Source organism: Corynebacterium sp. HMSC078A10, assembly GCF_001811565.1.
Classification (GTDB): Bacteria; Actinomycetota; Actinomycetes; order Mycobacteriales; family Mycobacteriaceae; genus Corynebacterium; species Corynebacterium hesseae.
The window spans coordinates 110,623-132,619 of sequence record NZ_KV805179.1 but is presented as its reverse complement, the minus strand read 5'-3'; the positions used below and the strand labels follow the sequence as shown (position 1 = coordinate 132,619).

General features: G+C 61.2%; 18 protein-coding genes. 7 read left to right on the top strand and 11 right to left on the bottom strand.

Annotation, left to right across the window (positions count from 1 at the left end):
• Nucleotides 1–62: 62 nt before the first annotated feature.
• Nucleotides 63–704: a DUF6891 domain-containing protein gene (locus HMPREF2808_RS00810; RefSeq protein WP_070623090.1), complete on the top strand. Its 642-nt coding sequence runs from the start codon at nt 63–65 to the stop codon at nt 702–704.
• Between the two features lie 41 nt (nt 705–745).
• Here HMPREF2808_RS00810 and HMPREF2808_RS00805 read toward each other — a convergent pair whose 3' ends face one another.
• Nucleotides 746–1,399, bottom strand: a complete 654-nt coding sequence (locus tag HMPREF2808_RS00805; RefSeq protein WP_196189552.1) for a PAQR family membrane homeostasis protein TrhA — start codon at nt 1,397–1,399, stop codon at nt 746–748.
• A 290-nt stretch (nt 1,400–1,689) separates the two neighbouring features.
• Between HMPREF2808_RS00805 and HMPREF2808_RS00800 the strand changes: the two genes are divergently transcribed.
• Together HMPREF2808_RS00800 and HMPREF2808_RS00795 are read left to right on the top strand one after the other, a co-directional pair.
• Nucleotides 1,690–2,727, top strand: coding sequence for an alpha/beta hydrolase (locus HMPREF2808_RS00800; RefSeq protein ID WP_070623087.1), 1,038 nt, complete (start codon nt 1,690–1,692; stop codon nt 2,725–2,727).
• 205 nt (nt 2,728–2,932) lie between these two features.
• A complete protein-coding gene (locus HMPREF2808_RS00795) occupies nt 2,933–3,892 on the top strand; it encodes an Abi family protein (RefSeq protein ID WP_070623084.1) in 960 nt (319 codons plus the stop codon).
• 331 nt (nt 3,893–4,223) lie between these two features.
• Here the strand turns inward: HMPREF2808_RS00795 and purL are convergent, their stop codons facing one another.
• Genes purL through purS form a run of 3 tightly spaced genes read right to left on the bottom strand, consistent with a single transcriptional unit; the run spans nt 4,224 to nt 7,441 of the window.
• Nucleotides 4,224–6,521 carry a phosphoribosylformylglycinamidine synthase subunit PurL gene (gene purL, locus HMPREF2808_RS00790; RefSeq protein ID WP_070623081.1) on the bottom strand — a complete coding sequence of 766 codons (2,298 nt, stop codon included), beginning with the start codon at nt 6,519–6,521 and terminating at the stop codon, nt 4,224–4,226.
• Nucleotides 6,522–6,548: 27 nt separating this feature from the next.
• On the bottom strand, nt 6,549–7,211 hold the full coding sequence (gene purQ / locus HMPREF2808_RS00785; RefSeq protein WP_070522890.1) for a phosphoribosylformylglycinamidine synthase subunit PurQ: 663 nt from the start codon (nt 7,209–7,211) through the stop codon (nt 6,549–6,551).
• On the bottom strand, nt 7,211–7,441 hold the full coding sequence (gene purS, locus HMPREF2808_RS00780; RefSeq protein WP_039676532.1) for a phosphoribosylformylglycinamidine synthase subunit PurS: 231 nt from the start codon (nt 7,439–7,441) through the stop codon (nt 7,211–7,213). The genes purQ and purS overlap by 1 nt, the downstream gene beginning before the upstream one ends.
• A 230-nt stretch (nt 7,442–7,671) precedes the next feature.
• On the opposite strand from purS, the gene HMPREF2808_RS00775 reads away from it, so the two are divergent.
• Both HMPREF2808_RS00775 and HMPREF2808_RS13250 read left to right on the top strand, forming a co-directional pair.
• Nucleotides 7,672–10,500: an ExeM/NucH family extracellular endonuclease gene (locus tag HMPREF2808_RS00775; protein WP_070623078.1), complete on the top strand. Its 2,829-nt coding sequence runs from the start codon at nt 7,672–7,674 to the stop codon at nt 10,498–10,500.
• Nucleotides 10,501–10,910: 410 nt separating this feature from the next.
• On the top strand, nt 10,911–11,327 hold the full coding sequence (locus HMPREF2808_RS13250) for a hypothetical protein (RefSeq protein ID WP_070522883.1): 417 nt from the start codon (nt 10,911–10,913) through the stop codon (nt 11,325–11,327).
• Between the two features lie 433 nt (nt 11,328–11,760).
• Here HMPREF2808_RS13250 and HMPREF2808_RS00770 read toward each other — a convergent pair whose 3' ends face one another.
• From HMPREF2808_RS00770 to HMPREF2808_RS00760, 3 genes are all read right to left on the bottom strand, one after another.
• Nucleotides 11,761–12,447: a DUF2334 domain-containing protein gene (locus HMPREF2808_RS00770; protein WP_070623075.1), complete on the bottom strand. Its 687-nt coding sequence runs from the start codon at nt 12,445–12,447 to the stop codon at nt 11,761–11,763.
• 114 nt (nt 12,448–12,561) lie between these two features.
• Nucleotides 12,562–14,670: a S9 family peptidase gene (locus HMPREF2808_RS00765; protein ID WP_070623072.1), complete on the bottom strand. Its 2,109-nt coding sequence runs from the start codon at nt 14,668–14,670 to the stop codon at nt 12,562–12,564.
• Nucleotides 14,671–14,679: 9 nt separating this feature from the next.
• Nucleotides 14,680–15,537 carry a phosphoribosylaminoimidazolesuccinocarboxamide synthase gene (locus tag HMPREF2808_RS00760; protein ID WP_070562275.1) on the bottom strand — a complete coding sequence of 286 codons (858 nt, stop codon included), beginning with the start codon at nt 15,535–15,537 and terminating at the stop codon, nt 14,680–14,682.
• Nucleotides 15,538–15,601: 64 nt separating this feature from the next.
• Between HMPREF2808_RS00760 and HMPREF2808_RS00755 the strand changes: the two genes are divergently transcribed.
• Nucleotides 15,602–16,408 carry a serine/threonine protein kinase gene (locus tag HMPREF2808_RS00755; RefSeq protein WP_070623069.1) on the top strand — a complete coding sequence of 269 codons (807 nt, stop codon included), beginning with the start codon at nt 15,602–15,604 and terminating at the stop codon, nt 16,406–16,408.
• Between the two features lie 114 nt (nt 16,409–16,522).
• On the opposite strand, the gene purB is transcribed toward HMPREF2808_RS00755, so the two are convergent.
• On the bottom strand, nt 16,523–17,962 hold the full coding sequence (purB, locus tag HMPREF2808_RS00750) for an adenylosuccinate lyase (protein ID WP_070532348.1): 1,440 nt from the start codon (nt 17,960–17,962) through the stop codon (nt 16,523–16,525).
• A gap of 39 nt (nt 17,963–18,001) precedes the next feature.
• A complete protein-coding gene (gene purD / locus HMPREF2808_RS00745; RefSeq protein WP_070623066.1) occupies nt 18,002–19,276 on the bottom strand; it encodes a phosphoribosylamine--glycine ligase in 1,275 nt (424 codons plus the stop codon).
• Nucleotides 19,277–19,310: 34 nt separating this feature from the next.
• Between purD and HMPREF2808_RS00740 the strand changes: the two genes are divergently transcribed.
• Entirely contained in the window at nt 19,311–19,739 is a 429-nt protein-coding gene (locus HMPREF2808_RS00740) for an HIT family protein (RefSeq protein WP_010188927.1), read from the top strand.
• Between the two features lie 24 nt (nt 19,740–19,763).
• On the opposite strand, the gene HMPREF2808_RS00735 is transcribed toward HMPREF2808_RS00740, so the two are convergent.
• Both HMPREF2808_RS00735 and HMPREF2808_RS00730 read right to left on the bottom strand, forming a co-directional pair.
• Nucleotides 19,764–21,215, bottom strand: a complete 1,452-nt coding sequence (locus HMPREF2808_RS00735) for a sensor histidine kinase (RefSeq protein WP_070532342.1) — start codon at nt 21,213–21,215, stop codon at nt 19,764–19,766.
• Nucleotides 21,216–21,226: 11 nt separating this feature from the next.
• Entirely contained in the window at nt 21,227–21,931 is a 705-nt protein-coding gene (locus HMPREF2808_RS00730) for a response regulator transcription factor (RefSeq protein WP_070522860.1), read from the bottom strand.
• Nucleotides 21,932–21,997: the final 66 nt, after the last annotated feature.

Sequence of the window (21,997 nt, the reverse complement as noted above, 5' to 3'; positions counted from 1 at the left end):
CCGGCGGGGTGCCCTCCCTGCTTTCAACGACTGTCAGCATCACGCATCTACCATCCACAGGCATGACCACACCACACTCCATGTTCTCCAGTTCCTTCCCGCCTTCCGAAGACATCTTGGTCTCCGGAACCCTTCGCAACGACATCTCGCTGCATCTGTGCCACGGCCATTCACGCCAGGACATTCACAACGACTTTATTGAGCTTCTCGACGATCCTTCCGAGTGGACGACAGTGCGCACGGATCCCTTCCCGGAAGATTTCGATTCCATCATTGACGAAGTTGCCGCTAAGTACGCACAGAAGGTCACAGAGAAGTCCGCAGACGCACAGCGCCTCGACGCCCTCCGCGATGAGCTGCAACAGCGCAACCTAGCCTTCAGCTTCGACGAGGGCTGGGACGCCTCCGACGGCGCTGAATGCGGCGCCGAAAAGGCGGAAGAAGACGGTGCCGCAGGATATGTTTATTGCCACATACAGGACGTCGACAGGTTGATTCACACCGGAGACCTCTTCTTTGGTTTCGGCACGATGAAAACCGATGCCGAGCTCAGCACACCTGTGGCCGTTGGCGAGCTACTTGTCGAAGCGCTGCGCGCTGTTGGTTTCAACCCCACGTGGGATGGCAACCCTAACGCACGCGTGCTGTGCCAAGGCCTAGTCGTCGAATTCCCCCTCGCGGAGGACCTCACCAACTCCGAATAGGCACCTTCCATAGCGCCCATAAAGCTAGCCCCCGTATGCGGTTAGCCCGCAACAACCATCCAGATGGCTACCATGTGCACCACCGCCGCGGCAATCGTCGCGGTGTGGAAGTGTTCGTGGTAGCCATACCAACGCGCGTTGCGCCCCGGCCACTTGAAGCCGTACATCAACGCACCTACTGAATAGACCACGCCGCCGGCAAAGAGAAGCCACACGACGGCCGGACCCGCGGACTGCCACAGGTTCGGCAATAGCGGCAGGATGAGCCAGCCCAGCACGAGGTAGACCACCACGTCCAGCCAGCGCGGGTGATTAATCCACACCAGATTCAAGATGACGCCCATGATGGCGCCCACCCACGCCGAGGTCAGCATCCATAATGCCTGCGTTGGCTCCAGCACGATGGCGCACAAGGGCGTGTAGGTCGCCGCGATAAACACCGAAATCGTCGCATGATCAGCGCGCCGCCACCATTGCACCGCGCGCATGGATACCCACGGCCAGCGGTGGTACAACGCCGAGACCGTAAAGAGGCCCACCACGCCGACGCCGTAGACCGTCACCGCGAGCCCCTGCCACCACGGCAGCGTCATCCACGCAAAGGTAATCAGAACCGTCGATGCGATCAGGGAGGCAATGGCCGCAAAGAAGTGCCCCCAGCCGCGCGTTAATGGGCGCGGGCCGCGGTCCGCCATCCAGTACGTGCGCTGGATGAGCTGCTCTATCGTGCTGTTTTCCTGCACAGAGCCTTCTTCAACTGGAAATTCTTGCGGGGACGATTTCTGAGCACTGGGTGCGTTCATAGTGGGGGCCTTGCCTTGCCTGAGATGCGGGTCATGCGTATAACGCATTCACTCCCAAAACTTACGTACCCGTAACTATACGGACGAGCATTGTGGCAGACAAGGGTGGAGCAACAGTTTTCACCAGTTTTTCTTCCAATATTTGCAGTTCGAGGGCGCTGGCCACGTAAACTACCCACATTATGCTTTCCTTTGTCTCACGCTCTCGCCGCACCGCGGCGCTGTTCGCAGCTGCCATGGTGGCGCTGGGGGCGGCGTCGGCAGGCGCCGGCTCCGCTTCCGCACAGTCCAGCACCATCGGCGAGGTTTCCTCGCGCGTGACCAACCCGCAGCCCTGGCTCGGTGACAAGGCCTTCATTACCTCAAAGCGCCACATGGGTGGCAACCACTGGGTGGTAGACGTGTGGTCCCCGGCCAATCGTGCGGTGATTTCTAATAACGTCCTACTCCCCGAGGGCGATAAGCCGCGCCCATCCTTCTACCTGTTGCCCGGTGTAGAGGGCGGCCAGGCGGGCATGAACTGGATGACCCACTCTGATATCCGTAATTGGGCCGTGGGCAAGAACGTCAACGTCGTTATGCCGCTCGGCGGCGCCTATTCCCTCTACACCGATTGGAATGCCGAGGATCCCATCCTGGGAGTCAACAAGTGGAACACCTATATGACCGCTGAGTTGCCCCCGCTGATCGACGCCGAATTCCACGGCACCGGCCGCGATGCCATCGGCGGCATTTCTTCCACGGGCGGCGCCGCACTCGACATCGCCGGCCACGCCCCACAGCGTTACAAAGCAGCGGCCTCCTACTCCGGCTGCCCGGTGCGCTCCGGTGCGATTGGCTTCCCCACCTCCACCGCGATGATCGCCTATGGCGGCGGTTCCTCCTTCAATGCGTGGGGCCTGCCGGGCTCCCCGCAGTGGTTCGAGCACGACCCCAACGCCAACCCTGGGCGCCTGCGCGACGTCGAGGTCTTCGTGGGCTCGGCCTCCGGCACCCCGGGTCCCATCGATGGGACCAATAACCCCGGCCAATGGCTCGGACCCCGCGCGGTAGAGACGGTTGCTAACCAGTGCTCAGAGGAATTCACCCGCAACGCCCGCAGTGCCGGGGTGCGAGTGAACCGTTACTTCAGCCCCCAGGGCTCGCACACCTTCAACCTCTTCTCCCACCAGATGAAGCTGAGCTGGGACCAGACCATCGCCCGCACCATCGGCGCTTAAGTAGTAACAGGTGGCCGCCTCACTTCGGGCGCGTCTACCTGAAAAGTGGGATTGACGCATTTCAAGGTCCTACGGTAAAATTTTGGTTAATAGTTCAGCCCGCCCGGTTTCTCTTCGGAAACTCGGAGTGGGCTGGATCTCTATTTGCACCGTTCCGCCGATCCGATCCCCACAACAACTCGTCCCCTCTCCAGATTGGCTTCCCATGTCTTCATCGCTCAAGCCAGCAACGACCATTGACGAGCATATTATTCGACTGCGGAGCCGTGGCATGAAAATCGACAGAGCTTTAGCTAAACAATGGTTTTCACACGTTAGCTACTACCGGCTTTCTGCCTATTGGTATCCAGCCAGACAATTCAATGAAGACGGAACTAGTCGTTCTAGTCACTTCGTCGATGGTACCGACTTTGCACACGTCATCTCCTTATATGAAGCCGATAGGAAACTCCGTACCTTAATCCATGACGGAATGGAGCGAATCGAAGTAGCGATGCGAACCAAGCTCGTCGAACTGCTGTGTGCTCGACACCCCAATGATCCTACTTTCTACCTCCGCTCAGACGACTTTCGGCCAAACTTTGACCACGTGTCGTGGCTGAGTACAGCGTATGGACGACTCGCGAGGGCGAAGAAGAACGACGCCGTGAAACACTACATTGAACAATACGGTGGACAGTATCCCATGTGGGTTATGGCTGAAGTGCTCGATTTTTCGGACATTTCAAAGCTCTATGCAGGCTTAGGATCCAACGATCAACGATCGATTTCGGAAGCGCTGGAAATAAAGATCAACTTCTCCAGTTTGAACAGGAATCAGAAGCAAAGGCTTAAGAAGAAACATCCGCTGGCGAGTTGGCTCGAGCAGCTAACTGTTATTCGGAATACCTGCGCGCACCACGGTAGGCTCTGGAATCGTTCTTTTGCTCCGGCTCCTACTGAAGCGATCCGTAACAATGGGAACCTATACCTCCTGCCAGAGAATCAAAGTGAAAGGCTATTTGGTGCTTTGATTATCATGGCGCATTTACTGAGGACCGTCTCTCCCGGATCAACCTGGCCCAACAAAATAGTGGCTTTACTTGACGAGCACTTCCTCACCAATCCACTTGTCGAAAAAGCCAGTATCGGTATTCACAGCAATTGGGACGAAGAAACGCTTTAGGCTCTTCTCGTACCTTGGGAGCTACGGACCCAAGTGAATATGGTGAGTCCTGCGAGCCAGTTGACAGCAACTTCCCTAGAACGATGAAGCTGAGCTGGGACCAGACCATCGCCCGCACCATCGGTGCTTAATTAGTTGGTTCCTAGAAAGCCGTCACCTCACGGCTCGCGGCATGCTCACAATCTTCGCTTCGGCCAGTCTTGGTGGATTAATGACTACCTCTGAGCTCGTCAAATGACGAAGATATAAAAGATATAAAGGGATAAAAAGGTACCGGGCAGGGCCTCGCCTTGGCGAGAACCCTGCCCGGTTGCAGTGCTGTAGGTGTCGCTTACTCCACGACGGAGTTGGCACCCACCGCGTGACCGAAGAGGTCCGGCAGGGTCGCCGCCCAAGCTTCGCGCAACTCGGAAACAGCAACGGACTCGCCGCCCAGCTCCAGCTCACCGTTGTCGGTGGTCTGGCCGATGACGACGGCCGGAACGCCGCACTCCTCAGCGCGGTGCAGCAGCATGTCGACGCGGTCAGCGGTCGTTGCCACGAGCACGCGGGAGGCGGACTCGGAGAAGGCGGCCACGAAGGCGGACTCGTGGACCTTGGACAGATCCAGGTTCAGGCCCACGCCGCTGCGCTTGGCCATCTCGAACGCGGTGACGGCGAGGCCGCCTTCGGAGATATCGTGAGCGGCGGTCAGGCCTTCGTTGCCCACGAAGAAGTCAGCGAGGCGCTGCTCATTAGCCAGGTCGACCTGCGGCGGCAAACCGTTGAGCCCGTTCTTCGCCTCATGGCCCTGCTCGTGAGCGCTCACCTGCTGCCAGATGGAACCGCCGAACTCATCCTTGGTCTCACCCAGGAGCACGAGAACCTCCGGCTCCTCCACAAGGCCGAGCTCGTTGCCGATGGACTTATGGACGTCGTCGATGACGCCCAGGACACCCACGACAGGCGTCGGCAAGATCGGCTCCTCGCCGGTCTGGTTGTAGAAGGAGACGTTGCCACCGGAGACGGGGATGCCGAGTTCCACGGCGCCGTCGGCAAGCCCGTGCACGGACTCGCGGAACTGCCACATGACGTCCGGGTTTTCCGGGGAGCCATAGTTGAGGCAGTTGGTGATGGCGACCGGGCGGGCGCCGGTGACGGCGACGTTGCGGTAGGCCTCCGCCAGAGCCAGGCGTGCGCCCATGTTCGGGTCCAGCTTGGTGTAGCGGCCAGACGCGTCAGCCGACACCGCGATACCGCGGCCGGTCTCCTCATCAATGCGAAGAACACCAGCGTTCGCGTGGTGGGACTGCACGGTGTTGCCGCGCACGTAGCGGTCATACTGCTCAGTGATGAAATCACGTGAACACAGTGCCGGGGAGGCCACGAGCTTCTTGAGCGCCACAGTGATGTCCTGCTTCTCGACGCCCTCGAATTCCTGCAGCGCATCCTGCCACTCCGGGCGTGCGTACGGGCGGTCGTACACCGGGCCCTCGTTGGCGATGGTGTGTGCCGGGGCATCGACGACGACCTCGCCCTGGTGGCGAATGATGAGGTGCTTGCCGGTGGTGACCTCACCGATCTCGGCGCAGGTGACGTCCCAGTGCGCGCAGATCTCCTTGAACTTCTCCACGTTCTCCGGGGTCACCACGGCGCACATGCGCTCCTGGGACTCGGAAGCGAGGATCTCTGCTGCGGTCATGTTCTTCGCACGCAGCGGGACGTTGTCCAGGTTGATCTCCATGCCGCCGTCGCCGGACGCAGCCAGCTCGGAGGTGGCGCAGGCCAAGCCCGCACCGCCCAAATCCTGGATGCCCACCACGATGCCGGACTTGTACAGCTCCAGGCAGCACTCGATGAGAACCTTCTCCGCGAACGGGTCACCCACTTGGACAGCCGGCAGCTTGCGCTCCGCGCCATCCTCGAAGGTGTCAGACGCCAGCACGGACACGCCACCGATGCCGTCGAGGCCGGTGCGCGAGCCGAAAAGTATCACCTTGTTTCCGGTGCCGGAGGCGAAGGCCAGCTTGAGGTCCTCGACCTTCAGCGTGCCCACGCATAGCGCGTTGACCAACGGGTTACCAGCATAAGATTCATCAAAAACGGTTTCGCCGCCAATGTTGGGCAAGCCCAAGCAGTTGCCGTAGTGCGAAATGCCGTCGACGACACCGGGCAGAACGCGCTTGGTGTCGGGCGCATCCGCCGGGCCGAAGCGCAGCTGATCCATCACGGCAATCGGGCGCGCGCCCATGGCCATGATGTCGCGGACGATGCCGCCCACGCCCGTCGCGGCGCCCTGGTGCGGCTCCACGTAGGAGGGGTGGTTGTGGCTTTCCACGCGGAAGGTCACGGCGTTGCCGTCTCCGATGTCCACCACGCCGGCGTTCTCACCGATGCCAGCGAGGATCTTGGAGCCCATCTCTTCCGTCATGGTCTCGCCAAAGTAGCGCAGGTGCGCCTTGGAGGACTTATAAGAACAGTGCTCCGACCACATCACCGAGTACATGGTCAGCTCGGCATCGGTCGGGCGGCGACCCAGGATCTCGCGGATGTGCGCGTATTCGTCATCCTTCAGGCCCAATTCGCGGTAGGGCTGGTCCAGTTCAGGCTGCGCGGATGCCTGCTCGACGGTGTCGTTGTGTACGGTCATTGTTTCTCCTTTAACCGTCGGCGCGGGTTAAGCGACGACCTTGAGGGCGGACACAAACAAACCCAGACCGTCGGTGGACGGGCCGGTGAGAAGATCGATGGCATGCTCCGGGTGCGGCATCAGCCCCACTACGTTGCCGGCCTCGTTGGTGATGCCGGCAATGCCATTGATGGAGCCGTTGAAGTTATCGGTATAGCGGAAGACCACGCGGCCCTCGCCCTCCAAGCGCTCCACGGTCTCCGCATCCGCCTGGAAACGGCCTTCGCCGTGCTTCGCCGGGATGAGGATGCGCTGCCCCTGCTCAAACTCGCTGGTCCAGGAGGTCTGTGCGTTCTCCACCTCGAGGTAGGTATCCACGCAGTGGAAATGCAGGCCCTGGTTACGGGTCAGGGCGCCGGGCAACAGGCCAGCTTCCGTCAGAATCTGGAAGCCGTTGCAGATGCCGAGCACCGGCATGCCCTTGTTAGCGGCATCGACGACCGCGCGCATTACCGGGGCGAGCGCCGAAATCGCGCCGGAACGCAGGTAATCGCCATAAGAAAAACCGCCGGGAACCACGACGGCATCGACGCCGCGCAGGTCCTCGTCCGCATGCCACAGGGACACGACTTCGGCGCCGGCGGTGCGGGCGGCGCGGGCCGCGTCGACGTCGTCAAGCGTGCCGGGGAAGGTAATAACGCCGATCTTCATTACTGGATGACCTCGTAGTCCTCGATCACGGTGTTGGCCAGCAGGGTGGAAGCCACCTTCTCCAACTCCTCGGCGCTGACCGAATCATCGACTTCAATTTCAAAGCGCTTGCCCTGGCGCACGTCGCTGACACCAGCAACCCCCAGGCGGCCCAGCGCGCGAACAACGGCCTGACCTTGCGGGTCCAAAATCTCGGCCTTGGGCATGACATTGACAACTACACGAGCCATGAAAATTTTTGCCTTACTGTGCGTGAGTATAGGTGCCCCGCCAGTCTATCCCGCCGGCAAGAAAGATTCGGAATCTTTGGGGGTGATGAATTCAAACCAAACGGCTGAAGAATTCTTGGGGAATCCCACCTTAACCCCCAGCTCACCTAGTGCGCTCCGGTATCACTCGGTGCGAAACCCGGGTAGAACGAGATGCATTGTCCTGTTCTCACCTATCCAAGGAACCTCTCATGTATCTCAAAGGCATTGGCTCACTCGCCATCGCTGCTCTTGTCTCTACCTGCATCGTCGCACCTCAGGCCGGTGCGGCGGCGGACGGCTCCAACGCCGTTATCTCTGAGGTCTACGGTGGCGGCGGCAACAAGGGGGCGGCGTTTACTAAGGATTTCATCGAGCTTTATAACCCCACCTCCGCTGACCTCGACCTCACTGGCTGGTCCGTGGAGTACCTATCCGCTTCTGGCAACTCAGGCGGAAAACACGAGCTGTCCGGCTCCCTCCCGGCTGGGGGCTACTTCCTCATCCAGGAAGGTGGCGGCGACACCGGGGAGCCGCTTCCTTCCCCTGATGTAGAGGGGAACCTGAACCTGTCCGGCTCCAAAGGCTCGGTCAAGCTTTACGACGCCTCCGGTGCCGAGGTGGACCTCGTGGGGTATGGGGAGGCGTCGATTAGCGAGGGCTCCCCCGCCCAAGCCCTGAACAACTCCACCTCTGCGCAGCGGGACGCCGAGGGCACCGACACCGACGACAATGCCGCCGACTTCAGCACTGCAGCACCGACGCCGAAGTCTGCCGGCGGCACCACCCCGCAACCGGACCCATCCCCGGCCGAGCCGGGTTCCACGGTCACCATCCCGGAGTTCCAGGGCACCGGCGCACAGTCCCCGCTCAAGGGCCAGAACGTCTCTACCCAGGGTGTGGTGACCGCGGTATGGCAGGGCGAGAAATCCCTCAACGGCTTCACCATCCAGACCCCGGGCACGGGCCAGACCGCGCCGACCGAGGCATCTGAGGCAGTCTTCGTCTACACCGGTGGCACCGGCTTCTACCCAGAAATTGGGGAGTCCGTCGAGGTCACCGGCACCGTTGATGAGTACTTTGGGCAGACTCAAATCGCGTTGAGCAATGGCTCTGTGCTTTCCGACGCCCTCCCCGCCGTCACCCCGCTGGCCATCGATGCCCTGCCGGAAGGTGATGAGGAGCGGGAGAAGCTCGAGTCCATGCTGCTCAAGCCGGGCGTGCACACCGTGACCGACAATTACGGTCTCAACCGCTACGGCGAGCTGGGCTTGGCTCCGGGCACGGAAGCTCTGCGTCAGCCCACCGACATCGTCTCCCCGGGCACCCAAGAGCAAAAGGACATGGAGGCTGCTAACGCGGCGAAGTACGTCATTTTGGACGACGGCTCCACCCGCGACTTCTCCCGTGATGGCGCCTCGACGAAGCTGCCCTACATCATGCAGAACGGCTCGGAGGTCAAGACCATCCGCACCACCAACCAGGTAGAGTTCGCGGACTCCGGCGTCATCCTGGGCTACGGTCACGAGCAGTGGCGCTTCCAACCCACCGCGATGATTACCGGTGACTCTGCCGCCGCGGACCTGCCGATTACGTGGGACCCGGCCCGTCCAGAGGCCCCGCAGGTGGCTGGCGATTACACCGTGGCGGCGTTTAACGTGCTGAATTTCTTCATCAACTTGGGCGAAGACAACGGCGCAAAGGCGTACAAGGACCGCTTTGGCAACGGCGTGGGCTCCGATAGCGGGACCTTCCGCGGTGCGTGGTCCGAGTCCGCGTTCAATGACCAGAAGGGCAAGATCCTCACCGCGCTGGAGGGCCTTGATGCCGATGTCATTGGCCTGTCTGAGATCGAGAATGCCGCGAATACCGTGGGTGGCTCCTACGATGACGCCGTGAAGTACCTCGTGGGTGAGCTCAATTCCCGCGCGGGTTCTGAGAAGTGGGATTACGTCAAGGCCCCGGCGAACGCGTCAGCCGATACGGACGTCATCCGCACCGCGATCATCTACAAGAAGGACCGCGTTAAGCCGGTGGGTGAGGCCACCTTGCTTGAGGACGCCCGCTTCAAGGGCACCGCCCGCACCCCGCTCGCCGCGGAGTTCCAGCCTGTTTCCGATAGGTGCGCTGTTGAAGGTCCCGATTCCTTCGTGGTGGTGACCAACCATTTCAAATCCAAGGGATCGGTAGCGAACGGTGATGCCGATACCGGCGACGGCCAAGGCAACAACCCCAACGTGCGCAACGCCCACGCCCAGGCCGTCCTCGACGGGCTGGCCAAGCAACCGCAGTGGCAGAAGAAGGCCACCTTTGTCATGGGTGATTTGAACACCTACTCCAAGGAAGATGCCATCTCCGTCTTCCGCAATGCGGGCTACACCATCCCGGTGGAAGAGCTCAATGCGCAAGAGGACTGGCAGAACGTGGCCTCCTACCAGTTCTCCGGCCGCCTCGGCTCCCTGGACCACATCCTGGCCAACGAGCACGTCGATGCGCAGGCCGCGCAGACCTGGAACATCAACTCTGACGAGCCCATCGCCATGGAATACTCCCGCCGCAACTACACCGGCGGCGATGTCTTCGAGGCCGATAACCCCTACCGCTCCTCCGACCACGACCCGGTCAAGGTGGGCTTTAACCTTGCGACGGTGAAGCGCACCGATAACCAGCTCAAGGACTGCACCACGACCGACGAGCCGGACCCGTCTGAGGAGCCGGCTCCGTCGGAGGAGCCGGATCAGACCGACGATGACGACAAGGTTGACACCAAGCCAACTCACAGCTCCGGTTCTTCTGCCGGCGAGCACTGCCTGCCGACTGCCCTCGGCCTCACCATCCCCGCAGCCCTCGCCATTCCGGTTGCCTTCCTTGGGTTTGCCAACACGCAGTTCAACATCCCGGGCTTCGAGCCTGTCCGGAAGCAGATTGAGTCGATGACCCGCAACATCCCGCGCGAAGCTCAGTACGCCGTCGGTGGCCTCGGCCTGCTGGCTGCGCTTGGCATCATCGGCGCGGCCTGCGCCCCAACCGAATCTGAATAGAGACCAGCCGGACCCGATGAAACAAGAGGCCACCCCTCCCCTTTTTTTGGGGGGGAGCACAAGGCAACATCAAACCGCCTGACGGTTGCAGGCTCCTTTTCGATGCCTCATAATTCACTACAAGGTGAAAGGGACTTACCCCAGCTCACCCCACAAATCATCTCTCTCCTGCAAAGGACACTCATGAAGTTCTCTCTTCGGAATCCTTCATCCAGGAACCCAAACTCGACTTTGCTATAGCTTAGACACCACAGGCGGACAAAGCGGTTCTCCGGTCTATGCCACAGACAACGCTGCCATCGGCATTCACACGCATGGCATCAGCGATCTCGGCTGCCCTGAAAACAGTGCCCTACGTATAAGCCCAAGCATGCTAAATACCTTCAATGACATTAAGGAGATCCAAAACAATGCAACCACAGATCCCGGTTCCAGCTCAGGTTCAAGCTCTCATTAATAACCCAAGTAACCTTCTCGGACTCATTGGTACCGTTCTGGGCATTATTTCCCTAGTTGTTGCAATCAGTGTCGGCCAAGGCCTCCCCAACGATGGGCAGTCCAAGCCTAATGCAGGAGAATCAACGATTCGCGTTGTAACCTCCAGTGGTAACCCGGCAGGCGAATGTAAGCTTCTTGGCCTTTCGCAGGAAAAGGTACACACGACTAATGCCAAAGGCGTGTACTTCTACGCGTTGGAACCTGGTTCGCATACCATCAACGCATCTTGTTCAGGGCTTTCCAGTCTTTCCTCCGCGCGAGCGCTCGAGGGTAGTCAGGAAGTAACCGTGAATGACGAGCCGGTAATGGTAAAGATTGTTGTTAAGTAGATTGGCCCTAACTTTCTTGGTTCTAAAGAGCTAAGAGAAACACGCACGTGCCCCCAGGGAAACCTCCCGGGGGCACACGCTTTTCAATGAACCACACCTAATTCGAGAGGGAACCGTACTTTCGTACGCGCCCGTATGAGAAGCTGGCGCATTTAATGACAGCAGCAAAACATCATTTTCAAACAAATGAACGCTTTTAAACCTCTGCCCCAAGAGCGCCAAACGCTTATCTGCATGTGTTTACACGGGCAGTTGGCTGTAAACCTGTAAAGACCCCATCACCTTCAATGCACATCGCGATGATCTGTTTGAAGTTAGCCACAAGAACTAGCTTTTCCAAGTAGAAGTTGACGCAACACCACCGAGTCGTGGAGTCTCCAACTTCCCCATGTTGTATCGAGTACGCGCTAGAAAAGAAAAAGAGGTTGGTGGGCTATTCGGCGTGCGTGAAAACGGAATAGTCAGCGGGGCGGGCACCTGCTGCCATGGCGCGCTCGGCGGCCTTAAGGAAATCAGCAACTACCTTACGGTCATCGAGGTTGCGGCCAGAGATTGACAGGCGCACGGTGTTGCCGCGCTGTGCAGAGCGCTCTGCTGCGCGAATAATGTTGCGGCGCCACCACTTTGCCGAACCGAAGCCCTCACCAAAGGACAGATTGCGGGCTTGGTGGAGCTCGCCTGTGCGAAGGTCGTGGATGCCACGGGTGGAGGCGGCAAAGTCGAAATCAAACTCGGGAAGGACTTCTAGTGTTCCCTCCGACATTCGCCAGCGCGGCGGTGCAAAGATGGTCGGCTCAAAGCCGATCTTGGCCATCTGTCGCGTCGCGCCCTTGAGGCGCAAACGTGCCTCGTGCGCATCCAGGTTGGCGAACTCCGCACGGCGGCCCTGGACCGCTTGGTCAAAGCCATTGAGAATAAGCACGCGGCCCGATTCGGCCTGCTCGCGAAGCCAGGATTGCGTCGCCGCGTCTTTAGCTAGGTGCCAATTGCCGTCGATGTGCGGCGCCACCAGCAAAGAGACAGGAACGTCAGCTTTATCGAACTGCTTGAGCAGATCGGAGGCTTGGCTTCGGGTGTCATTAAAAATACTGGAAATCGAAACCAGAAGGTGGCCATGCATAAGGAAAATTATCGCACAGCCACCGCCCCGGCGCGCGCTGAGAGATTCGGAGCTCCCCCACATGGGCGGCCTAGGCCGCTGGGTGCCTAATGAGCCACACGCCGTAAGTGGTCCCTAGGCCTCGACACCCGTGGCCTGGTTGATCAACCACGCGTACTCGAAAGCCGCCTGCCGCCACTGGGCATAGCGTCCGGACACACCACCGTGGCCGGCGGCCATCTCCGTCTTGAGGAGGAATTCGCCGCCGGTGGCAACGTCACGCAGCTTGGCCACCCACTTCGCCGGCTCAACATACAGCACGCGGGTGTCATTGAGCGAGGTCAACGCCAGAATATTCGGGTATTTCTGCGGAGCGATGTTTTCGTATGGCGCATAGGAGGCCATGTAGTCGTAGACCTCCGGATCGTGGTACGGGTCGCCCCATTCCTCCCACTCCACCACCGTGAGTGGTAGCTCCGGCATGAGAATGGACGTCAGCGGGTCGACGAAGGGCACGTTCGCCTCGATGGCCTTAAACCTATCCGGCGCCATGTTTGCCACCGCGCCCATGAGCAGGCCACCGGCCGAGCCACCTTCAGCAACAAGTTGTGAAGGCGTGGTCACTCGGCGCGCGATGAGGTCATCCGCCACCGCAATGAAGTCCGTAAACGTGTTTTTCTTGGCCAGCATCTTGCCGTCGTCGTACCAGTTGCGGCCCATCTCGCCGCCACCGCGAACGTGCGCCATGGCAAAGATCATGCCGCGGTCCATGAGAGACAAACGGAAGACCGAGAAGTACGGGTCCATATTCGCCTCATAAGACCCGTAGCCATAAAGCAACGTCGGGTTCGGCTGCGTGCGGTCCAGGTCCGCGCGGTGCACGATGGACACCGGCACCTTCGTCCCATCGGGTGCTTCAGACCAGACGCGGTAGGCCACGTATTCGTCTTTGTCATAGCCGCCTGGTACTTCCTGTTCCTTGAGCAGCGTGTACTCACCGGTGGCCACGCGGTAATCAAAGAGCTGTGCGGGCTGGATAAAGGATGTGTAGCTCACGCGCAGCACCGGCGCATCCCACTCCGGGTTGCCGGCCACACCGACGGTATAGAGCTCTTCGTTGAAGTTGAGCTCGCTGAGGCGCGCCCAGCCTTCCCGCACATCCATAATCGCAGCCCGGCCGATGCCGCCCCGGCGGTAGGCCACAACGATGTGGTCGCGGTAGCAATCAACGCCCTGCAAGCGAACCTCATTATCGTGAGGCATGAGCACGGTGAGCTCACGCAAAGAGGGAAGTTCCTCACTGACCGGGCAATAGCCCAACTCAAAGTTCGGGCCGGTCGCGTTGTGCGTGACCACCCAATAGTCGGTACCGTCCACGACCGCGTGGTCGACGTCGTAGTCCACTCCGGACTCACGCGCCCACAAACAGCGGAACTCACCCTCCGGGTTGTCCTGCTCGAGCACCCAGGCTTCACTCGTCATCTTCGAACTCGACACGATCACGATGTACTTCTCGCTGCGGGTCGTACCCGGGCCAATGCCGAAACGCGAGTCTTCCTCGCGCATGACCACGACGTCCTCCGACTGCGGGGTTCCCACGCGATGGCGCCACACCGTATCCGGGCGCCACGCATCATCCACGGTGGTGTAGAAGATGAACTCCTCCCCCACCCACGTCGCACCGTAGAAGATACCTTCCAGGCGGTCCTCCAACAGCTCGCCCGTGCGCAGGTCCTTGATGAAGAGCTCAAAGCGCTCATCACCGGCCACGTCCACCGAATAGGCCAGCAGGTCACCAGAATCGCTCACCGTGGACGCACCCAGAGCGAAGAAGTCGTGGCCTTCGGCGAGCGCGTTGACGTCGAGAAGCACCTGCTCCCCTTCCGGTGCCCCCGTCTCCGGGATGGTCGGCGGGGTCCACGGATCGGAGCCTTCCGACACCGGGATGCGGCAGCTATAGCCGTACTCCTTGCCCTCCTCGGTACGGCCGTAGTACCAGTACTTGCCGCGACGCTGGGGCACGGACATGTCCGTCTGCTTGATGCGGGACTTGACCTCGGTAAAGATGTTCTCCGTCAAGGTGTCCAGGTGTGCGGTGCGCTCTTGGGTATAGGCGTTTTCGGCCTCGAGGTATTCGCGGGTCTCCGGGGCGTCTTTCTCACGCAGCCACTCGTAGTCATCAACGAAGCTGCGGCCGTGAAACTCTCGCGTGATGGGGCGCTTGGCAGCAATCGGTGCGTTCATTCAGCCTCCTTAAAAGGTGGTTCCGGACAGGCGCTCAAAGGCCTCAACATAACGCGCGCGGGTGGCCTGGACAACGTCGTCCGGCAAGCGCGGCGGCGTGGACTCCTTGTCCCAGCCGGAATTGGTGAGCCAATCGCGAACGTACTGCTTATCAAAGGAAGGCTGGACTTTGCCTTCCTCATAGGTATCGGCCGGCCAGTAGCGCGAGGAGTCCGGTGTGAGGACTTCATCGGCCAAGACCAAGGTGCCGTGCTTATCGACGCCAAACTCGAACTTCGTATCCGCCAAAATAATGCCCTTCTCCTCCGCCAACGCGGCGGCCTTGGCATAGATGCGCAGGGTGGCATCGCGCAGCTCTTCGGCTCGTTCGCGGCCGAGCTTGTCCACGACGACATCGAAGGAGACGTTCTCATCGTGCTCGCCCTGCTCCGCCTTGGTGGCTGGGGTGAAGATGGGCTCGGGCAGGCGGGAAGCCTCGGTCAGACCCTCGGGCAGCTCGACTCCGCACACGCTGCCGGATGCCTTGTACTCCTTGAGCCCGGAGCCGGTGAGGTAGCCGCGGGCGACGCACTCGAAGGGCAGCATGTCGAGCTTCTGCACGACCATTGAGCGACCGAGGACTTCCTCGGGGATGCGCTCATCATCGAGCGGTCCGGCCAGGTGGTTGGGGAAGTCGATGGCGTCGAAGAAGAACTTCGACGTCGCCGTGAGCACGCGGCCCTTGTCGGGGATGGCCGGCTCGAGGGCGTGGTCATAGGCGGAAATACGGTCGGAGACCACCATGAGCAGGGTTTTGTCATCGATTTCGTAGATATCGCGCACCTTGCCGGAGGCGATGTGGGCATAGGAAGAAAGTTCTGGACGCATGACATACATTCTAGACCCGTCTAGACTGCTTCAAGATACATCCCAATCCCGAGGAGCTAAGCCCGTGCACTCTCGCCTGACCTCCCTTTTGACCTCCGCTGCGCTGGTGGGCGCCGCCCTGTCTGTGCCCGCTGCGCACGCAGCCGACATCTCCGTGCGCGAGTCCGCCCACGGACAGTGGCTGTGCACGATGTCGGCGTCCTCCACGGATCGCGCACTAGCCCGCGATGTCCGGGCGGGCTACATCAACACCATCCGCACGACCTCGGAGAAGATTCAAGCGCAGTTCCCGAAGCTGGACTTCTCCGCGTACACCTCGCGCGATATCAGCAAGGCGCCGGGCTACGCGGCGACGGTGGCCGCGCTGGGCAAGGCCGGCTACACGGGCGCGGATATGGTCATCATCATGGTCGGCGCGTCCGCCCCGGAGGACCTGGTGGAGGATGAATCGGTGCTGTTGCCAGGGGATGCCGAATACTCGATCAATGCGGCGAAGTCCCGGACTGAGAAGGGACCGGCACCGTTGTTGTCGACGGGTAGCGATTTCAGCCCCAAGCTGCGCGCCGCTCTGGCAGAAAACCAGGCGCAGGAAAAGGAGGCCGTCGATGCCTTCAACGCAGCGCAGGTGCAGTCCTTTGCCGAGTGCGTGGAAGAGCTGCGCAGCCGCGGTGCGCAGGAGGGCATCCAACCGGTGCCAGAGCTACCCATTCCGGGCAAGACGACGCAGCAGCAAACCTCGTCCACGGGTGCTACGGTTCTCGGCATCATGGCGGTGCTCACCGCTCTGATGATCGGCGGCTACCTTGCTACCAACGGCAAATCCCTCGGCGGCTTCGAGCTGCCGGTGCTGCGCATCCCTGGAATGGCCTAAGAGCTAGTGCCGGGTGAGCCCGGCCGCCAATGGGAAGTCGTTTCGATCAAATAAGGGCCAGAAAATTGAGGATCTGGGGCCTTAATTGATCGAAACGTACCGCCAAGGGTGAAACTAGAGGATTTCACCCGGGGTGTAGGCGGCGGCCTGCGGGTGCTGATCAGCAATCGCCTTGATGCGGCCCAGAATCTGGCTCACCTGCGATTCGGCAGCGCCGATGAAAGCGTGCTTGTCCGACAGCGCGGCCTCGAGGGCGGCGGCATCGAGCGGCAGGCGCTCGTCGGCAGCTAGGCGCTCGATCAGATCCTGCTCCCCACCATTCTCACGCATGTTGAGTGCCACGGCGACGGCGTTTTCCTTGATGACCTCGTGCGCGGTCTCGCGGCCCACGCCCGCGCGCACCGCCGCCATGAGGATGCGGGTGGTGGCGAGGAAGGGCAGGTAGCGCTCCAGTTCGCGGTCGATCATCGCCGGGAAGGCACCGAATTCCGCGAGCACGGTGAGGAAGGTTTCAAACATGCCGTCAATGGCGAAGAAGGCATCCGGCAGTGCCACGCGGCGGACCACCGAGCAGAACACGTCGCCCTCGTTCCACTGCTGGCCGGACAGATCCGCCACCATGGTGAGGTAGCCGCGCAGAATGACCTGGAAACCGCACACGCGCTCGCAGGAGCGGGCGTTCATCTTGTGCGGCATCGCGGAGGAGCCGACCTGGCCTTCCTTGAAACCTTCAGTCACGGTCTCGTTGCCAGCCATCAGGCGGATGGTCGTGGCCAGCGAAGAGGGCGCGGCGCCCAGCTCAACGAGCGCAGACACAGCGTCGAAGTCGAGGGAGCGCGGGTAAACCTGGCCCACCGAGTTGAATACGCGGGAGAAGCCCAGGTGATCCGCAATGCGCGTCTCCAGCGCGGCAAGCTTGTCCTCGGAGCCTCCCATGAGGTCGAGCATGTCCTGCGAGGTGCCCATCGGGCCCTTGATGCCGCGCAGCGGGTAGCGGCTCAGCAGAGACTCCACGCGCTCGATGCCGAGCAGGAGCTCGTCGGCAGCCGAGGCGAAGCGCTTGCCCAAGGTCGTCGCCTGCGCAGCGACGTTGTGGGAGCGGCCTGCCATCACCAGCGTCTGGTACTGCGCGGCGTGCTCACCGATGCGCGAGACCACAGCGATGGCCTTATTGCGCACCAGCTCCAAGGAACGCAGAATCTGCAGCTGCTCGACGTTTTCCGTCAGGTCGCGCGAGGTCATTCCCTTGTGAATGTGCTCGCAGCCGGCCAGGGCGTTGAATTCCTCGATGCGCGCCTTGACGTCGTGGCGCGTAACGCGCTCACGCTGGGCAATCGAGGCAAGGTCCACGTTCTCTACCTGCGCCTCATAGGCGGCGATGGCCTGGGCGGGAATATCGACGCCGAGATCCTTCTGCGCCTTCATCACCGCGATCCACAGCTGGCGCTCCAGAATAATCTTGTGTTCTGGGGACCAGATTTCAGCCATCTCTGGGGAGGCGTATCGAGCGGACAGGACGTTGGAAATGTTCTTCTTTTCAGCCACGTCGCTCATTATTCCACGCCTTGCTCCAAAGGAGGCATTATCAGCGGATTAGATGCTGATCTGGTCCTTTTCCGCTGGCAATGCAATGTCCTTGCGGAAGAAGCTGCCCTCCAGCTTGATGCCGTCGAGCACCTCGTAGGCGGCGGCGCGGGCGTCGGCCAAGGTGGCACCGCGGCCGAGGACATTGAGAACACGACCACCGTTGGATACGTATCCGCCCTCCCCCGTGGTGGTGCCAGCGTGGAGGACGCGGGTGGGATCATCAAGATCCTGCGAGGTAATCGGATCACCCTTGCGCGGGGAAGCCGGGTAACCCTCGGCAGCCAGCACCACGGTAACGGCGTAGCCTTCCTCCCACTCCAGCGGCGCAAGTGATGCCAACCGCCCGGTCGCCGTGGCGTTCAGGACCTCTCCCAGCGGGGACTTCAGCAGAGCGAGCACCGCCTGCGTTTCCGGGTCACCGAAGCGGCAGTTGAATTCGACGACGGCCGGGCCTTCCTTGCCCCAGGCCAGTCCTGCATACAGCAGCCCGGTGTACGGCGTGCCGCGCTTGACCATTTCCTTGGCCACGGGGACGCAGACTTCGTCGACGATGCGCTGGGTACCGTCGGCAGGCAGCCACGGCAGCGGCGTATAAGCGCCCATGCCGCCGGTGTTGGGGCCTTCATCGTTGTCATAGGCGCGCTTGTGGTCCTGCGCCGGCAACAGCGGCACGACGGTCTCACCATCCACGAGGCAGAACAGGGAAACCTCGGGGCCGTCGAGGAAGGACTCGAGCAGCACCGGGTTGCCGGCTGCATGGACGGCGTCTACGTGCGCGCGGGCCGCGTCGCGGGATTCGGTCACCACCACGCCCTTGCCGCCGGCTAGGCCATCGTCCTTGACCACGAAGTGCGGGCCGAAGCGGTCGAGCGCGGCCTCGATGTCCGCATCGTTGGTACCGGGGGCGAGCTGCTCCGCGCGGGCGGTGCGCACGCCGGCGGCCGCCATGACGTCCTTGGCAAAGGCCTTGGACCCCTCGATTTGCGCCGCGCTTGCCGACGGCCCGAAGACCGCAATGCCGCGCTCACGCAGGGCATCCGCCACGCCTTTCACCAGCGGCACCTCCGGCCCGATGACGACGAGGTCAGCGGCGATGTCCACAGCTAGTTCGACCATGCGCGCAGGATCATCCACCTGGGAATACTCCGGGTGGACGGTGGCCTGCTTCGCATGGGCCGGGGAGCCCGGTGCGATGTGCAGATCGGTAACAGTGGGGTCAGCTTTCAGGCCAGTGAGCAGGGCGTGTTCGCGGCCGCCCGAACCGATAACGAGAATGCGCATGCCGTCTATCTTAACTGGCGGTAGCCTAGGGGCCATGTCTTCAGTATTTACAAAGATCATCGAAGGCGAGCTGCCTGCTCGCTTTGTCTACCGCGACGAGAAATGCGTGGCATTTTTGTCCATCGAGCCGCTGCGCTACGGCCACACCTTGGTGGTGCCGGTCGAGGAAGTAGATAAGTGGACTGACCTCGATCCTGAAACCTGGGCACACCTCAACGCCATCGCTCTGGAAATCGGTGGCGCCATCAAGACGGCCTTCGACACCCCACGTACCGGCTACATCATCGCCGGCTTCGACGTTCCCCACACCCACATCCACCTCTTCCCCACCGAGAAGATGGAAGACTACGACTTTGCCAAGGCCTTCGCTGCCGACGCCACCGACCCCGCTGCCATGGACGAGGCCGCCGCGCGTATCCGCCAGCACCTCGGCACGGATGAGGACGGCCGCCGCGACAGCTAAGAGCTGACTGCTACCTTTCGGCAGCTAGGAACTAGCTGCCGCCTTGGGCAGCTGGACGGTAAACACCGAGCCGCTGCCCAGCTCCGAATCCACGGAAATCGAACCGCCGTGCTGCTCCACGAGAGACTTCACGATGGCCAAGCCCAAGCCCGAGCCACCCGTATCGCGGGTTCGTGAGCTATCAGCACGGTAAAAGCGCTCAAAGATGTGGGCTGCATCTTCGGGGGAGATGCCCTTGCCGTCATCGGCAACGTCGATAAGCACGTGCTCCTCGTCGTCCCGCAACGTCAGCGTCACCGACGCCTCATCACCGCCGTGGCGGATGCCGTTGGACACCAGGTTAAGCAATACCTGGTGCAAGCGGTCCGGGTCTCCGTTGACCATTGGAATCCCGGAGGCTTCGTTGTTGACGTTGATGGTGCGGCCAGAAAAAGCCGCGCGCGCCGAAGAGCCCACAGAGAGCACGAGCTCCAGCATGTCCACCTCGCGCATGTCGAGGCGCGAGCCCTCTGCGCGCGTCAGGGCCAGCAGATCCTCCACCAACAGCGACATGCGCTTCGACTCAGCATCGATCTTGCTGAAGACAAACTCCGGGTCTTGGGTTGCCCCCGAACGGTACAGCTCCGTATAGCCGCGCAGGCTGGTCAATGGGGTGCGAAGCTCGTGGGAGGCATCGCCGACAAAGCGGCGCATCTGTTGCTCCTTCTCCTGCGCATGGAGCACGGAGTTTTGCAATTGCGTCAACATGACGTTGAGCGCTGCGGCGAGCTGCCCCACCTCGGTGTGCAGCGGCCACTCCGGAACGCGTTTATCCAGGTTGCCCGCCGCGATCTGAGAGGCCGTTTTCTCCACCACGCGCAGTGGACGCAAGGCTCTGTGGATGAGCCACATGCCCACCAACGCGATGATGAGCATGACCAACGCCGCGATAATAACCTGGACTATGGCCAGGCCTTTAAGGATAGAATTCTCCGTCGTCATGTCTTTGGCCACGACGACCACGGAACCATCCGATTTGAGCTTCGCCACGGCCCGCCATTCGGTTTCGCCTTGAACCGAGCGGACACTCGTGGGCTCGCCGCCGACGACCACCGAGCGGGCATCCGGCAACCCCGCCATCGGCCGCGTGGTCACCACGGAACCATCGGGATAATACGCCAGTGCTACATAGTCCGTCGGGGGTCGGCGGCTTCCGTCCTGCGGGGTATAAAAGGCCGCGTCGAGGTTGCTGGCCCAGGAGCCAATCGCGTCATTGAGCTCAGTGTCCACGCGGGTGTAGAGCACATTGCGCATGATCGACGACACCGCCAGGGAGGACATCGCAAGGCCCAGGCCCGAAACCAGAACCATGAGGACGAGCAGCCACGTGCGCAGGGGCAGCGCTTTAGGGCGTTGCATGCGCCGGCGCAGGGCGCTATTCCGCACCGAAGAGGATCCAGAATCCGAGCCCTGAGTGTTCGCGGGGGATTCGCTCATAGTGGATGAGCCTACGTGCGCGGCGTACGCAGCACATAACCAACGCCGCGGACGGTGTGGATCAGCGGTGTATCGCCGGTATCAATCTTGCGGCGCAGGTAGGAAATGTAGGACTCGACCACGTTGCCATCGCCGCCGAAATCGTAGTGCCAGACGTTGTCCAAAATCTTGGACTTGGACAGCACCACCTCGCGGTTTTGCATGAGGTAGCGCAGCAGGTTGAACTCGGTGGGCGAAAGCTCCACGATCTCCCCGGCCTTGGTGACCTCATGGGTGTCATCGTTGAGAGTGAGGTCGGCATAGGTCATGGTGGCGCTGCCATCCTGATCATCCACCGCATTGCCGCGGCGCAGGATCACGCGCAGTCGGGTGATGACTTCCTCCAGGCTGAAGGGTTTGGTGACGTAATCATCCGCACCAATGGTCAAGCCATGGATGCGCTGATCCACGCTGTCCTTGGCGGTGAGGTAGAGGACGGGGCCGTCGAGGCCTTCTGCGCGCAGCTTGCCCAGCAGCTCAAAACCGTCCATGCCCGGCATCATGACGTCCATAATGTAGGCGTCGGGATTGATCTCACGCGCGATGCGCAGAGCCTCGTTGCCGGAGTTGGCGCTGTGTACATCGAAGCCCTGAAACTTCAGGGAGACGGTAAGTAGTTCGACGATATTGGGCTCGTCATCGACGACAAGTACCTTGACGTCCTTTGAATCATCCATGGTCCCGCTTTGGTCCTTTCTCCGCTGTTCCTATGACTAGGTGGCGTGGGGGTTTCTCATTCAAAG